Origin of the sequence: Pseudomonas salomonii, assembly GCF_900107155.1 — a bacterium.
Taxonomy (GTDB): Bacteria; Pseudomonadota; Gammaproteobacteria; order Pseudomonadales; family Pseudomonadaceae; genus Aquipseudomonas; species Aquipseudomonas salomonii.
The window spans coordinates 515,267-530,390 of sequence record NZ_FNOX01000004.1 but is presented as its reverse complement, the minus strand read 5'-3'; the positions used below and the strand labels follow the sequence as shown (position 1 = coordinate 530,390).

Sequence of the window (15,124 nt, the reverse complement as noted above, 5' to 3'; positions counted from 1 at the left end):
CGCGGAGTAACTTGTGATGCTGATAATCTTGTTGACTATCAGTCTGACTCCACAAGCACCCACACGAATTGCTTGATTCAGTTGTTAAAGAGCGGTTGGTTAAGATCTTTCGTCTCAACCGAGGCGCGCATTCTACAGCAGCCTCATTTGCTGTCAAGTGATTATTTTCAGAAGTTTTCGAAGAATTCTTCAACAACTTCAACCACTTGCGCTTACGATCTCTCGTTAGCGGGAGGCGAATTCTACAGCGTTACACGCTGCTGTCAACACCTCTTTTTCAACTCCCTTTTGGCTTCGATGAACTGAAGCGACTTGCTGCCGAAAACTTCGTAACTCTTTGTTTACCAAGGAGTTTTCCGTTTCGACTGCGCCGGAAGTGGGGCGAATTATAGACAGATATAATTCTCCGTCAATCCCTTTCGTTCACATTTCTGTCATATCGGTCAAAAAGGCCGTAAAAGCACAAAAGCCGGCCCCAAGGGGCCGGCTTTCACCTGCAGCGCCTTACAGACTCGGGAAGGCGAACTGCGACGCTTCATGGCTGGCCCGTTGCGGCCAACGCTGGGTAATCGCCTTGCGACGGGTATAGAAACGCACCCCATCCGGCCCATAGGCATGCAAGTCGCCAAACAGCGAACGCTTCCAGCCGCCAAAGCTGTGGTAGGCCACCGGCACCGGCAGTGGCACGTTCACACCGACCATACCCACTTCGATCTCATCACAAAACAGCCGCGCCGCTTCACCGTCACGGGTAAAGATGCAGGTGCCGTTGCCATACTCATGATCGTTGATCAGCTGCATCGCCGCTTCCAGGCTATCCACCCGCACTACGCACAGCACCGGCCCGAAGATCTCCTCCTTATAGATGCGCATCTCAGGCGTCACGCGATCAAACAGGCTGCCACCCAGGAAGAAGCCTTCTTCATGCCCGGCAACACTCAAACCACGGCCGTCGACCACCAGTTCGGCACCCGCCGACACACCGTCTTCTATATAGCCGCTGACCTTGTCCCGCGCCTGGCCTGTCACCAACGGCCCCATATCCAGGCCGCAAGAGGTGCCCGCACCAATCTTGAGTGCCTTGACCTGCGGCACCAACTTGGCGATCAACGCATCCGCCACCTGGTCACCCACGCACACGGCCACCGAAATCGCCATGCAACGCTCACCGCAGGAACCGTACGCCGCGCCCATCAAAGCGCTGACCGCGTTATCCAGGTCCGCATCCGGCATCAGCACCGCATGGTTCTTCGCACCGCCCAGCGCCTGCACGCGTTTGCCGCGCTTGGTCGCTTCGGAATAGATGTACTCGGCAATCGGCGTCGAACCCACAAAACTCAGGGCTTTGACTTCCGGTGCTTCAATCAGCGCATCCACTGCGCCCTTATCTCCGTGCACCACGCTCAGCACGCCTTTGGGCAGACCGGCTTCCTGCAACAGCTGCGCAATCAGCAGCGTGGAACTTGGATCACGCTCCGATGGTTTCAGGATGAAACAGTTACCGCACACGATCGCCAGCGGGTACATCCACAGCGGCACCATCGCCGGGAAGTTGAACGGGGTAATACCCGCCACCACACCCAGCGGCTGGAAGTCCGACCACGCATCAATGTTGGGCCCCACGTTACGGCTGTACTCGCCCTTGAGAATCTCCGGCGCCGAGCAGGCGTATTCGACGTTCTCGATGCCGCGCTTCAATTCACCCGCGGCGTCCTCCAGGGTCTTGCCGTGCTCCTCGCTGATCAACTGCGAGATACGCGCTTCGTTCTGCTCCAGCAATTGCTTGAAACGAAACATCACCTGGGCACGCTTGGCCGGCGGCGTATTGCGCCAGGCCGGGAACGCCGCCTTGGCCGCGTCAATCGCCTGTTGAATGGTTTCACGGCTGGCCAATGGCACCTGGTGAATCACCTGGCCGGTGGACGGGTTGTACACGTCGGCACTACGGCCGCTGTCATTGACCAACTCACCGTTGATCAAATGCTGGATAAGGCTCATGCAGGGCTCCTGAAAAGTTGTTCTATATAGAAGGAGAAATCAGTCGATTTTGTTCAGCACTTCGCCGACCGCATCGAACAGGCGATCCAGGTCCTGCGGCTTGCTGTTGAAGGTTGGCCCGAACTGCAGGGTGTCACCGCCAAAGCGCACGTAGAAACCGGCTTTCCACAAGGCCATGCCGGCCTCGAATGGCCGCACGATGGCATCGCCGTCACGCGGGGCAATCTGGATCGCGCCGGCCAGGCCGTAGTTACGGATGTCGATCACATTCTTGCTGCCCTTCAACCCGTGCAGCGCATTCTCAAAGTGCGGGGCGACTTCGGCTACGCTCTGCACCAGGTTTTCCTTCTGCAACAGGTCCAATGCCGCCAAGCCGGCCGCGCAAGCCACCGGGTGCGCCGAGTAGGTGTAGCCGTGGGGGAATTCCACCGCGTATTCCGGCGTCGCCTGGTTCATGAAGGTCTGATAGATCTCGCTGGTGGCAATCACCGCGCCCATCGGGATCGCGCCGTTGGTAACTTGCTTGGCGATGCACATGAGGTCCGGGGTCACACCAAAGCTGTCGGCGCCGAACATCGAGCCGGTACGGCCGAAACCGGTGATCACTTCATCGAACACCAGCAGGATGTTGTGTTGGTCGCAGATCTCACGCAGACGCTTGAGATAACCCTGTGGCGGCACCAGCACGCCCGCGGAACCGGCCATCGGCTCAACAAACACCGCTGCGATGTTCGACGCGTCGTGCAGTTCGATCAGCTTGAGCAGCTCATCGGCCAAGGCGCTACCGCCCTGCTCCGGCATGCCACGGGAGAACGCATTGCTCGCCAGCAACGTGTGCGGCAGATGGTCCACGTCCATCAGGCCCTGACCAAAGAGCTTACGGTTGCCGTTCACGCCACCCAGGCTGGTCCCGGCAATGTTCACACCGTGATAGCCACGTGCGCGGCCGATCATCTTGGTCTTGGTGGCCTGGCCTTTCAGGCGCCAGTAGGCACGCACCATCTTCACTGCGGTATCGGCGCACTCAGAGCCCGAGTCGGTGAAGAACACGTGGTTCAGGTTGCCTGGGGTCAGGTCGGTGATTTTTTCCGCCAGTTGGAAGGACAACGGATGACCGTATTGAAAGCCCGGGGAGTAGTCCAGGGTGCCCAATTGCTTGGAGACGGCCTCTTGAATCTCCTTACGGGTGTGCCCGGCGCCACAGGTCCACAGGCCCGACAACGAGTCGTACACCCGGCGGCCCTTGTCATCAATCAACCAGCTGCCTTCAGCGCCGACGATCAGGCGCGGGTCGCGCTGGAAGTTGCGGTTGGCGGTGTAAGGCATCCAGTGCGCATCCAATTTCAGTTGGCTGGCCAGGGACGATGGGGCGTTTTCGGGCATGTTCATCAGCAAAACCTCGCAGGGCAAAAGGCAGCGTCGGGATTGAAAAGCGTTGTTGCAGCTAAATTGCCACGGCGATAAAGTCGATGAAATTCAACTCTTCTAACCTTTAGTCAGGCCGTCACTAAACTATGAGCAGCCGTCGACCCGATCCCCTTGCCCAAGTCAGCGACTTCGATATCCGCCTGCTGCGTATCTTTCGCAGCGTGGTGGAATGCGGTGGTTTCTCGGCGGCAGAAACCGTGCTCGGCATCGGCCGCTCGGCCATCAGCCAGCAAATGAGCGACCTCGAGCAACGTCTGGGGTTAAGGCTGTGCCAACGCGGGCGCGCGGGATTCTCCCTGACCGAAGAAGGCCGCGAGGTCTACCAATCGGCCTTGCAGCTATTAAGTGCGCTGGAAAGTTTTCGCACCGAGGTCAACGGCCTGCACCAGCACTTGCGCGGCGAACTGATCATCGGCCTCACCGACAACCTGGTCACCCTGCCCCACATGCGCATCACCCACGCCCTGGCACAGTTGAAGGAGCGCGGCCCGGACGTGCAGATCCAGATCCGCATGATCGCCCCGAATGAAGTGGAACAAGGTGTACTCGATGGCCGCCTGCATGTCGGCGTAGTGCCCCAGGCGAGTGCCTTGTCGGGTCTGGAATACCAACCCCTGTACAGCGAACGCTCGTTACTCTACTGCGCGGTCGGCCACCCGTTGTTTTACGCGGAAGACAAGCAACTGGACGACCCACGTATCGACAGCCAGGACGCCATCGCCCCGACCTTCCGCTTGCCCGCCGACATCCAGGCCCATTACCAGGCACTCAATTGCACCGCCAGCGCCTCGGACCGCGAAGGCATGGCGTTCCTGATCCTCACTGGCCGCTATATCGGCTACCTGCCCGACCACTACGCCAGCCTGTGGGTACAACAAGGCCGACTGCGCGCGCTGAAACCGGCTACACGTTTTTACGATTTAAGCCTCGCATCGGTCACGCGCAAGGGCCGCCGCCCTCATTTGGTGCTGGAAAGCTTTCTGGAGAGTCTGGCGGCAACGCGCTAACTCGGGCCTATCGCTAAAAGCTGAGCAACTGGACAGCTTTTTGCAAGAGAACCTGGACCTTGAACCGTCCGCCCTGAGTTTGCCCGCCATGCCACCAGAAACCCTGAGCCCCAACGACCTGATCTACGGCCTGAACGACCGCCCGAAACCGCTGCCCGCCCTACTGGCAGCCTTGCAACATGTGCTGGCCGCCTTCGTCGGCATCATCACCCCGCCACTGATCATCGGCTCGACTTTAGGGCTTACCGCCCACCTGCCCTACCTGATCAGCATGGCGTTGATGGTGTCCGGCGTGGGCACTTTCATTCAGGCACGCAGGCCATTTGGTATCGGTGCCGGGATGATCTGCCTGCAAGGCACCAGCTTTGCGTTTCTCGGTGCGGTGTTGTCAGCAGGCTTTCTGGTGAAACAACGCGGCGGCAGCCCGGAAGACATCATGGCGATGGTCTTCGGCGTGTGTTTTTTCGGCGCGGCGGTACAGATCGTGTTGAGCCGTTTTATCGGGCAATTGCGCCGTGTGATCACGCCCCTGGTCACCGGCATCGTCATTACCTTGATCGGCATCAGCCTGATCAAAGTCGGCATCACCGACCTGGGCGGCGGTTTCAATGCACCCGACTTCGGCGCCCCAACCAATCTGGCGCTTGGGTTGTTCGTCGTGTTGACGATCATCTTGCTCAACCGCTCGAACACGCCGTGGGTGCGCCTCTCGGCAATCATCATCGGCCTGGCCCTCGGCAGCCTGGCCGCGTGGTTCAGCGGCAAGCTGGTGCCCCAAGCCTTGCCCGACTTGCCATTGATCAGCGTGCCGATGCCGTTTCGCTTTGGTTTCAACTTCGACTGGAGCGCCTTCCTGCCCATCGCGCTGATTTATCTGATCAGCAGTATCGAAACCGTCGGCGACCTGACTGCCAACTGCATGATCGCCCGCCAGCCCATCAGCGGCCCTTCATATATAAGCCGACTCAAAAGCGGCGTGTTGGGTGATGGCGTCAGTTGCATGATCGCCGCCACCTTCAGCGCATTCCCCAACACCACGTTTGCGCAGAACAACGGCGTGATCCAACTCACCGGCGTGGCCAGCCGTTACGTCGGCTTATACATTGGCGTGCTGCTGTTTTGTCTCGGCTTGTTTCCACTGATCGGCGCGGTGCTGCAGCAAATCCCCAAACCGGTTTTGGGCGGCGCAACCCTGGTGATGTTCGGCAGCGTGGCCGCCGCCGGCGTGCGCATTCTGGCCCAGGCGCCGCTGGACCGACGCAGCATGCTGATCATCGCCACCTCCTTTGGTGTTGGCCTGGGCATTGCCGCCCAACCTCAGTTGCTGCACTTGATGCCGCCGTTGGTACAAAACCTGTTTGACTCGGCCATCACCAGCGGCGGCCTGACGGCCATCGTGTTGTGCCTGTTATTGCCCGAGGCCAAGGCGACTAACGTTGGCGCAAACCACACCCCGGAAAGCGACACACTGGAACCGCTTTGACGGTTTTATTGCATCGGGACTTGTCTGAGGCTTGAGGGTGGGTTATCTGTGCACACGTCGTCTCTATCGATCAGCACGGAAACCTCCATGAGCCTCGAAGTTCCTGCCCACAGCAACCACGCCGGTAAACCTGCCAGCCGTATTCGGCAAAAGAATGAACAAGCGATTCTCCAGGCGGCTGAAGACGAATTCGCGCGCCATGGCTACAAAGGCACCAGCATGAACACCATTGCCTCGAGTGCCGGGCTGCCCAAGGCCAACCTGCATTATTACTTCACCAACAAACTCGGCCTGTACATTGCGGTACTGAGCAATATCCTCGAACTGTGGGACAGCACCTTCAACGCGCTGACCGCCGAGGACGACCCCGCCGTCGCGCTGACACGCTACATCCGCACCAAGATGGAATTCTCCCGACGCCACCCGCAAGCCTCGCGGATCTTCGCCATGGAGATCATCAGCGGCGGCGAATGCCTGACCGAATATTTCAGCCAGGACTACCGCGCCTGGTTCAGTGGCCGCGCAGCGGTGTTCCAGGCGTGGATCGAGGCCGGCAAGATGGACCCCATCGACCCCGTGCACCTGATTTTCCTGCTGTGGGGCAGTACCCAGCATTACGCCGACTTCGCCACCCAGATCTGTCGCGTCACCGGTCGCACCAAGCTGACCAAGCAGGACATGGAAGACGCCGGCACCAACCTGATCCATATCATCCTCAAAGGCTGCGGCATCAAGCCGGCCCTATAAACGAAGCGACTTATGCCTTTCACGCTGACCGGCCTTTGCGAATTTCGTGAAGAAATACGCAAAAGCCGCTTTATCACCTTGGCCGCGCCGATCACCAGCGCGCAAGACGCCCAGGCGTTTTTCGAGCAGCACAGCGACCTCAACGCCACGCACAACTGCTGGGCCTGGAAGCTCGCCGACCAGTACCGCAGCAACGACGATGGCGAACCCGGCGGCACGGCCGGGCGGCCGATCCTGGCCGCCATTGAAGCCCAAGGCTTTGATCAGGTCGCCGTGCTGGTGATTCGCTGGTACGGCGGCATCCAGTTGGGCACCGGCGGGCTGGCCCGCGCCTACGGCGGCGGCGCCAACAAATGCCTGCAGAATGCCGAACGCATCGAGCTGATCAGCCGCGTGCCGCTCAGTTGTGCCTGCAGTTTCTCGGAATTGAACCTGGTGAAACTGCGCGTGGCCGAACTGGGCGGGCTGGTGGTGGAAGAAACCTTCACCGCCAATGGCGTCGAGCTACAGCTCGCACTCGGCGAGGCGCACATCGACACGCTGCAAACCCAGCTCGCCGACCTCAGCCGTGGGCGCATCCTGCTCGAACGCTGAAACTGCCCACATCTACTGTGCACCTGCCTGTGGATAACCTGAGCACACCCGCCTGTAACCCTTCTGTCATAAGGGCTTACGGGCGCCGATCATTTTTTGATCAGTATTCACCGGGAGTAATTGCGCAACGCCCCACAGCACTTCCAACAGCAGAATTATCCACAGCACCGACGTGGCGCCCTGCATCAGCGCGTACAGCTGCCAGGTCGCAAACAGCCCACGGCCGACCGCGTCATACAGCCCGAATTGGCGTTGAGGGTCGCGAATACGCAGCACTGCCCACACGCACACAATCGAACCGAGCAGGTTGGCCATCAGCACATGCGCAGGCAGAAACGGCGGTAGCTCGCCCGGCAGGTTCAAGCCCTGCAACAGGCCGTGCACTAATGCAAAACTCCACGGCGTGACAAACGCCGCGGTAATGATCAAGTCATACCAGGCGCTGGCCCGCACCAGTGTTCGGTAGTGTTTTGGTGTCCACATAGCAGCAAGCTCCTTCAATTCAAGAAGCCAGCAGGCTAAAGCCTGGAGTATGCTCCAGGGTCAAGCCCTCTCGAGCCCGTCCCATGCGTATCGGCGAATTAGCCCAGGCCAGCCAGGTCAGCCGCGACACCTTGCGCTTCTATGAGCAGCGCGGGTTGATCGCCGCGCAACGCAGCGCCAATGGTTACCGCGACTACCCGCCGGACATGCTGCAACTGGTGCTCTATATCAAGACTGCCCAGCGCCTGGGTTTCAGCCTCGGCGAGATCGGCACCAGCGTCGCCGCCTTATGGCAGGCGCCCGATCCCGACGCTGCCGTCACACAATTGCTGCAAGACAAGCTCAACCTGATCGACACCCGCATCACTGAACTCGGCCATCTGCGCCAGGAGTTGCAGCAAAGGCTCGGGCAACGTTGTCCATTAAATCCGTGAACCTCCATTTCAAAGGAAGCCTTTCATGTCTACGCCAAAAACCGCACTGATCATCGGCGCCTCGCGCGGCCTGGGCCTTGGCCTGGTCAAGCAACTGCTGCAGGACGGCTGGGAGGTGACCGCCACCGTGCGTGACCCGAACAAGGCCGATGCGCTCAAAGCCGTGGGCCAGGTGCAGATCGAGAAGCTGGACATGGACGATCAACAAGCCGTGATCGCCCTGGCCCAACGCCTGAAAGCGCGCACCTTCGACCTGCTGTTCGTCAACGCCGGGGTCAAAGGCCCTGCCAACCAGGAGCCGGGCCACGCCACCCTGGCGGAAGTCGGCCAACTGTTTTTCACCAACGCCGTGGCGCCGATCAACCTGGCCCAGCGCTTTGTCGGGCAGATCCGCAAAGACACCGGCGTGCTGGCGTTCATGAGTTCGGTGCTGGGCAGCGTGACGATTCCCGATGGCTCCGACCTGGCGCTGTACAAGGCCAGCAAGGCTGCACTGAACTCCATGACCAACAGCTTTATCACGCAACTGAGTGACCCTAAACTCACGGTGCTGTCGCTGCATCCGGGCTGGGTGAAGACCGACATGGGCGGCGAAAACGCGCACATCGACGTCGACACCAGCGTGCGCGGCCTGGTGGATCAGGTGAATGCCTACACCGGCAAAGGCGGCCATCACTTCGTGGACTACAAAGGCGACACCATCGCCTGGTAACAGCTCGGTTCAACCTGTGGGAGCGGGCTTGCCCGCGATGGTCTCAAGAGCACCTCGCTCCTGCAGATAGACCTGATCATGGACTACACGTAAACTCTGCTCCTCGCCCTCACCGGCGACCCTGGATCAGCAGACAGGGCAACACTGAGCTGGCAAACCTGAACCCATCATTCAGAGGAGCCGGCCAATGCCTGCGACCCGTATCTGGTTAAAAAACCCCCTCGCGATTTTCACCGCCAATGGCCTCGACGCCCGTGGTGGCCTGGTGCTGCAAGACGGTGTGATCACCGAAGTGCTGGGCTGGGAGAAAGAACCCGCCGTGCCCTGTGCACAAGTGTTCGATGCACGCGAGCATGTGGTGCTTCCCGGCCTGATCAACACCCACCATCACTTCTACCAAACCCTGACCCGCGCCTGGGCGCCGGTGGTCAACCAGCCTTTATTCCCCTGGCTGAAAACCCTGTACCCGGTCTGGGCACGCTTGACCCCGGAAAAACTCGCACTGGCGTCCAAAGTCGCCCTCGCAGAGTTGCTGCTGTCTGGCTGTACCACGGCGGCAGACCACCATTACCTGTTCCCTGACGGCCTGGAAAATGCCATCGATGTACAAGTAGAAAGCGTGCGCGAACTGGGCATGCGCGCCATGCTTACTCGCGGCTCCATGAGCCTGGGCGAAGCCGATGGTGGCCTGCCGCCCCAGCAAACCGTGCAACAAGGCCAGGTGATCCTCGAAGACAGCCAGCGCCTGATCCGCGAATACCACCAGCGCGGCGACGGCGCGCACATCCAGATCGCCCTGGCGCCCTGTTCGCCGTTTTCGGTCACACCGGAAATCATGCAAGCCAGCGCCGAACTGGCCAACAGCCTCGACGTGCGCCTGCACACGCATCTGGCCGAAACCCTCGACGAAGAAGACTTCTGCCTGCAGCGTTTCGGCCTGCGCACGGTGGACTACCTCGACAGTGTCGGCTGGCTTGGCCCGCGCACCTGGCTGGCCCACGGCATTCACTTCAACCCGGACGAGATCGCCCGCCTCGGCGCGGCCGGCACCGGTATTTGCCATTGCCCAAGCTCGAATATGCGCCTGGCTTCCGGCATCTGCCCGACCCTGGACCTGCTCGCCGCCGGCGCGCCGATTGGGCTGGGCGTCGACGGTTCGGCCTCCAACGATGCCTCGAACATGATCCTCGAAGCGCGCCAGGCCCTGTACATCCAGCGCCTGCGTTACGGCGCGGAAAAGATCACCCCGGAAGGCGTGCTGGGCTGGGCCACCAAAGGCTCGGCGCAGTTGCTGGGGCGCACGGATATCGGTGAGTTGGCCGTGGGCAAACAGGCTGACCTGGCGCTGTTCAAGCTCGATGAGCTGCGTTTTTCCGGCAGCCATGACCCGATCTCGGCGCTGCTGCTGTGCGGCGCCGACCGCGCGGACCGGGTGATGATCGGCGGCAAATGGCGGGTGATCGATGGGCAGGTTGAAGGGCTGGACCTAAAAGGCCTGATTGCCGATCACAGCCAGGCGGCGCGGGAACTGATCAACCGGGCTTAACTGAGGAAACACTATCAAAATGTGGGAGCGGGCTTGCTCGCGAAAGCAGTGTGTCAGTCGATGCATCAGTTGACTGACACACCGCATTCGCGAGCAAGTCGAATCGTCGCACCGCCGCTCCCACATTAGTTTCCAGGGTGTGCTTAAGGGCCGCTTACACCCCAAGCAACGACAACATGATAAAGGTCGCAAACAACACAAAGTGCGTCATCCCTTCGATGGCATTGGTTTCGCCATCGTTGAGGTTGATCGCACTCACCACCAGCGTGATCAACACCATCACGGTTTGCACCGGCGTCATCGCCATCTGGAACGGCTGACCCGTGTAGAGCGCCATGGCTTCCATCACCGGCACCGTCAAAATCACCGTCGACAACGATGCACCCAGTGCGATGTTGACCACCGACTGCATGCGGTTAGCCAAGGCGGCACGCAACGCTGTGAGAATTTCCGGCGCGGCCGAAATCGCCGCCACCACAATCGCGGTAATCACCGGCGGTGCGCCCGTGCCTTCCAGGCCCAGGTCCAGGGTCTTGGACATCACCTCGGCCAATGCGCCAATCACAATCACGCCAAACACCAACGTACCGATGGAAAACGCCAGGTTGATCGGCGGCTCCTGCTGTTCTTCCGGCTGCTTCTTGCGACGTTTTTCCGGGTAGCTGTAGCTGAAGAAATAACTGTGCGGCCCCACCTGCATGCGCAGGAACAGGGTGTAGAGCAACACCATCGCGCCGATGGTGAAGGCTGAGTAAATTTTCCAATCGGCTTCGGGGATAAATTCCGGTACCACCATCGACACGCCCATGGCGGTGAGGATCATCACGCTGTAACTGCGCGCCGAATCATCGTTGTAGGACTGTTCGCCATGCTTGATGCCGCCCATCAGCGCGGCCAGGCCAAGGATGCCGTTGATATCGAGCATCACCGCCGAATAGATCGTGTCACGTACCAACGTCGGCGAGGGCTCGTTGCTCATCATGATCGCCAGGATCACCACTTCCACCAGCACGGCGGCGAGGGTGAGAATCATGGTGCCGTAAGGATCACCGACCTTTTCCGCCAGTTGCTCGGCGTGGTGGGCGACGCGCATCGACGCCATGACAATAAAAGCGATGAGCGCCATGCCGCCGAGCAGGGCGACCATCTGCCCGCTGTGCAGCATCCAGTGCTCCAACGGGTAGGCGGCGATGGCAGCGATCAACGCCAGCCACATGAATTTTTCTTGCTTGAGGGATGTGAGCATTCCGGGCCTTTTTGTGCAGCAAATCAGTCATTGATGGGGTACAGACTGCGCCACTTCGCTAACGTTTCGTTACATCTTAGTTCAGAGGACTCTTGTGCGAATAAAACCAATACTCTCCTGCTGGTCAGGTTTTGCCGATTATTTCCGTCATGGCCTGTAGAATGCCGCCATTGCACCTGATGAGAATTTAGAACATGTACGATTGGCTCAACGCCCTGCCCAAGGCTGAATTACACCTGCACCTGGAAGGCTCGCTGGAGCCTGAGTTGCTGTTCGCCCTGGCCGAACGCAACAAGATTGCACTGCCGTGGAATGACGTCGAAACCCTGCGCAAGGCCTACGCCTTCAACAACCTGCAAGAGTTTCTCGACCTGTACTACAAGGGCGCCGATGTGCTGCGCACTTCCCAGGATTTCTATGACCTGACCTGGGCCTACCTGCTGCGCTGCAAAGAACAGAACGTGATCCACACCGAACCGTTCTTCGACCCGCAAACCCACACCGACCGTGGCGTGCCATTCGAAGTGGTGCTCAACGGCATCGCCGCTGCGCTTAAAGATGGCGAGCAGCAACTGGGCATTACCAGCGGTTTGATCCTGAGCTTCCTGCGCCACCTGAGCGAAGCCGAAGCCGAGAAAACCCTCGACCAGGCGCTGCCGTTCCGCGATGCATTCGTAGCCGTAGGCTTGGACAGTTCGGAAATGGGTCACCCACCGAGCAAGTTCCAGCGCGTGTTCGACCGTGCCCGCCATGAAGGCTTCCTGACCGTGGCCCACGCCGGTGAAGAAGGCCCGCCCGAGTACATCTGGGAGGCTATCGACCTGCTGAAAATCCAGCGTATCGACCATGGTGTGCGCGCCATCGAAGACGAACGCCTGATGCAGCGCATCATCGACGAGCAAATCCCGCTGACCGTGTGCCCGCTGTCCAACACCAAGCTCTGTGTGTTCGACGACATGGCCCAGCACAACATCCTCGACATGCTTGAGCGTGGCGTGAAGGTGACGGTGAACTCGGATGACCCGGCGTACTTCGGCGGCTATGTCACCGAGAACTTCCACGCGCTGTACACCTCCCTGGGCATGACCCAGGACCAGGCCAAACGCCTGGCGCAGAACAGCCTGGATGCGCGGCTTGTAAAGCCATAACTGCATAAACGCAGTTCAAATAATGTGGGAGCTGGCTTGCCAGCTCCCACATTGACCTCATCAGCCTTGAGATTGGGTCAGTTCTTCCAGGGTCTTGCCCTTGGTTTCCATCCCAAACACCCACACCACCAGCGCCGCCACCGCAAAACACAGCGCCCCCAAGGCAAACACCCCACCCTGCCCGGTAATCGGGAACACCAGCCCGGTCACCAACGGCCCCAGCAATGACCCGACCCGGCCAATCGCCGAGGCAAACCCGGAACCGGTGGCCCGCGCAGACGTGGGATAAAGCTCCGGCGTGTAGGTGTACAGCACCGCCCACATGCCAAACAGGAAGAACTGCATCAACAGCCCCGAGGTAATCAGCAGCCCCACGTTGCCGCCAAACACCGCGCTTTGCCCATACACAAACGCCATCACCCCGCCGCCCAGCAATGTCACCACACACACCGGTTTACGGCCCCAACGTTCCACCAGCCAGGCCGCCATCAAGAACCCTGGTATCCCGCCCAGGGAAATAATGACCGTGTAATACACCGATTGCGTCACGGCAAAACCCGACTGCTGCAACAGCGCACTCAGCCAGGAGGTCAGCCCGTAGAAACCCAGCAAGGCAAAAAACCACACGCTCCAGATCATCATCGTGCGCTGGCGATACTGCGCCGACCACAACTGCTGGAACGCCGAGAAAAACGTGCCCGGCACGCTCTCAACCCGCGGCAAGGCGATCGGCTCCGGCAAGTCCGCACGCCCCAACGAGTCGCGTACTTTCTGCTCAATGCCGAGCAACACCTTGTCCGCCGCCTCATGCCGCCCGGCCTGTTCCAGCCAGCGTGGCGACTCAGGGATAAAAAAACGAATCGCCAGCACAAACACCGCCGGCACCGCCAACACCAGGAAGATGTCGCGCCAGCCAATCACCGGCAGCAAAAAGTAGGACAGCACACCCGCCGCCACAAACCCCAACGGCCAGAAGCCATCCATCAAGGCGATGTAACGCCCACGGCCCTTGGCGGGAATCAGCTCCGAGAGCATCGACTGCGCAATCGGGAATTCCATGCCCATGCCGATTCCCAGCAGGATGCGGAACAGCGTCAGCGTTTCCACCGTCTGCGCCGTGGAGCACAGGTAACTGGCGACGCCCCACAACACGATGCTCCACTGAAACACCGGCTTGCGCCCGAAGCGGTCGGCCAACATGCCGGACAAGGATGCGCCGACCACCATGCCGAAAAAACTCGAACTGGCGAGTAAGCCGGCCTGGGCCGTGCTCAGGCCGAACTCGGTTTTGATCGAGCCCAACAGGAAGGTCATCATCGCCAGGTCCATGGAGTCGAAAAAAAACGCCAGGGCGATGATGATGAAGATGATTCGGTGGTAACCGCTGATGGGCAACCGTTCCAGCCGCTCTGCCGCGCTATAGCCTTGCATACCCATGCCGCACCCCCTGTGTGAAAATCCCCAAGGCGAGTGTGCGGCATCGTTTTACCCGGTTATTGCTGGATACGACCTGACTGCAACTCTGAACGACGCACGCGCCTACGCCGTGGCCAGACGGTTGATTTCCGCAAGCCCCAGGTCCGTCACCAGCAAGGCCCGCGATTCGTTGACCGCGTTGATCCAGCCGCACTGCAAAAACAACTGCAACAACCCGGCGCCCAATGCGCCCCCCAGGTGCGGCTGCTGCTGGCTCCAGTCAAAACAGTCGCAGGCCAGCGGCGCAGACAGCGCCTGGGTAAAAATGCCCAGGGTCGCGAAGTGCTGCGCGCCGGTGACGGTCACGTCGGTACGCTGTTCGTAGCGGTCGATCCAGCCGGCTTCCAGCATGCGCTGATAAAGCCCCGCCGCCAGCTCACCGCCCAGATGCCCCTGGCATAAACGCGCGCGCCGCAACGGTGGCGGTGCCAGGGATACACGCGGGCAAACCTGCGGCGCACTGCGTGCGGCACAGGCCAGGGTGGTACAGGCCAATGCGTCGACGGCAGCACTGACATCAGCGGCGGCCACGCGAAACCAGCGCTTGCCACGCTTGGCCTCGCTGCGCAGCAGACCGCTGCCGATAAGGCGCGCCAGATGCGCATTGGCCGAGGCGGCGGAAAGGCCGGCGAGCATCGCCAGTTCGTCTGCGGTTTTCGCCGAACCGTCCATCAGTGACCAGAGCATGGCGGTGCGTTTGGGCTCAGCGAGCAAGCTGGCGATCTGACTGATGCAAGGTGCTTCTTCCATGTATTCACTCCTTGTAAATCATTTGTCTGCTGCGGTTGGAACCAAAGTATAGGGGCGCAAACCGCCCATTCC

14 protein-coding genes are annotated in these 15,124 nt (G+C 60.2%); 8 read left to right on the top strand and 6 right to left on the bottom strand.

Features of this window, described 5'->3' with window-relative positions:
- Positions 1-504: 504 nt before the first annotated feature.
- Together BLV67_RS12430 and aptA are read right to left on the bottom strand one after the other, a co-directional pair.
- Positions 505-1,998, bottom strand: a complete 1,494-nt coding sequence (locus tag BLV67_RS12430) for a CoA-acylating methylmalonate-semialdehyde dehydrogenase (RefSeq protein ID WP_069786920.1) — start codon at positions 1,996-1,998, stop codon at positions 505-507.
- 39 nt (positions 1,999-2,037) lie between these two features.
- Positions 2,038-3,387, bottom strand: coding sequence for an omega-aminotransferase AptA (gene aptA / locus BLV67_RS12425; RefSeq protein ID WP_069786919.1), 1,350 nt, complete (start codon positions 3,385-3,387; stop codon positions 2,038-2,040).
- A 125-nt stretch (positions 3,388-3,512) separates the two neighbouring features.
- Here aptA and BLV67_RS12420 point away from each other — a divergent pair, with 125 nt between their 5' ends.
- From BLV67_RS12420 to BLV67_RS12405, 4 genes are all read left to right on the top strand, one after another.
- On the top strand, positions 3,513-4,433 hold the full coding sequence (locus BLV67_RS12420; protein ID WP_065930574.1) for a LysR family transcriptional regulator: 921 nt from the start codon (positions 3,513-3,515) through the stop codon (positions 4,431-4,433).
- Positions 4,434-4,521: 88 nt separating this feature from the next.
- The gene (locus BLV67_RS12415; protein ID WP_069786923.1) at positions 4,522-5,916 is read left to right on the top strand and encodes a uracil-xanthine permease family protein; all 1,395 of its coding nucleotides are present in this window, start codon (positions 4,522-4,524) and stop codon (positions 5,914-5,916) included.
- Between the two features lie 87 nt (positions 5,917-6,003).
- The gene (locus BLV67_RS12410; protein ID WP_017134724.1) at positions 6,004-6,663 is read left to right on the top strand and encodes a TetR/AcrR family transcriptional regulator; all 660 of its coding nucleotides are present in this window, start codon (positions 6,004-6,006) and stop codon (positions 6,661-6,663) included.
- Between the two features lie 12 nt (positions 6,664-6,675).
- Complete coding sequence (locus BLV67_RS12405) at positions 6,676-7,257, top strand: IMPACT family protein (protein ID WP_065930576.1); 582 nt, start codon at positions 6,676-6,678, stop codon at positions 7,255-7,257.
- Positions 7,258-7,323: 66 nt separating this feature from the next.
- Here the strand turns inward: BLV67_RS12405 and BLV67_RS12400 are convergent, their stop codons facing one another.
- Positions 7,324-7,740 (bottom strand): hypothetical protein, encoded by a 417-nt coding sequence (locus BLV67_RS12400; RefSeq protein WP_069786918.1) that lies wholly within the window; start codon positions 7,738-7,740, stop codon positions 7,324-7,326.
- A gap of 83 nt (positions 7,741-7,823) precedes the next feature.
- On the opposite strand from BLV67_RS12400, the gene BLV67_RS12395 reads away from it, so the two are divergent.
- The 3 genes from BLV67_RS12395 (at position 7,824) to BLV67_RS12385 (ending at position 10,432) form a co-directional block, all read left to right on the top strand.
- Entirely contained in the window at positions 7,824-8,174 is a 351-nt protein-coding gene (locus tag BLV67_RS12395) for a MerR family transcriptional regulator (RefSeq protein WP_069786917.1), read from the top strand.
- A 25-nt stretch (positions 8,175-8,199) separates the two neighbouring features.
- Positions 8,200-8,886, top strand: coding sequence for an SDR family oxidoreductase (locus tag BLV67_RS12390; RefSeq protein ID WP_069786916.1), 687 nt, complete (start codon positions 8,200-8,202; stop codon positions 8,884-8,886).
- A 187-nt stretch (positions 8,887-9,073) separates the two neighbouring features.
- Positions 9,074-10,432 (top strand): 8-oxoguanine deaminase, encoded by a 1,359-nt coding sequence (locus tag BLV67_RS12385; protein ID WP_069786915.1) that lies wholly within the window; start codon positions 9,074-9,076, stop codon positions 10,430-10,432.
- Between the two features lie 154 nt (positions 10,433-10,586).
- On the opposite strand, the gene BLV67_RS12380 is transcribed toward BLV67_RS12385, so the two are convergent.
- Positions 10,587-11,678: a calcium:cation antiporter gene (locus BLV67_RS12380; RefSeq protein ID WP_065930581.1), complete on the bottom strand. Its 1,092-nt coding sequence runs from the start codon at positions 11,676-11,678 to the stop codon at positions 10,587-10,589.
- Positions 11,679-11,872: 194 nt separating this feature from the next.
- Between BLV67_RS12380 and BLV67_RS12375 the strand changes: the two genes are divergently transcribed.
- Positions 11,873-12,826: an adenosine deaminase gene (locus BLV67_RS12375; protein WP_017134717.1), complete on the top strand. Its 954-nt coding sequence runs from the start codon at positions 11,873-11,875 to the stop codon at positions 12,824-12,826.
- Positions 12,827-12,886: 60 nt separating this feature from the next.
- Here BLV67_RS12375 and BLV67_RS12370 read toward each other — a convergent pair whose 3' ends face one another.
- Positions 12,887-14,263, bottom strand: coding sequence for an MFS transporter (locus tag BLV67_RS12370; RefSeq protein WP_069786914.1), 1,377 nt, complete (start codon positions 14,261-14,263; stop codon positions 12,887-12,889).
- 102 nt (positions 14,264-14,365) lie between these two features.
- Positions 14,366-15,052 carry an ArsR/SmtB family transcription factor gene (locus BLV67_RS12365; RefSeq protein ID WP_065930583.1) on the bottom strand — a complete coding sequence of 229 codons (687 nt, stop codon included), beginning with the start codon at positions 15,050-15,052 and terminating at the stop codon, positions 14,366-14,368.
- Positions 15,053-15,124 lie beyond the last annotated feature (72 nt).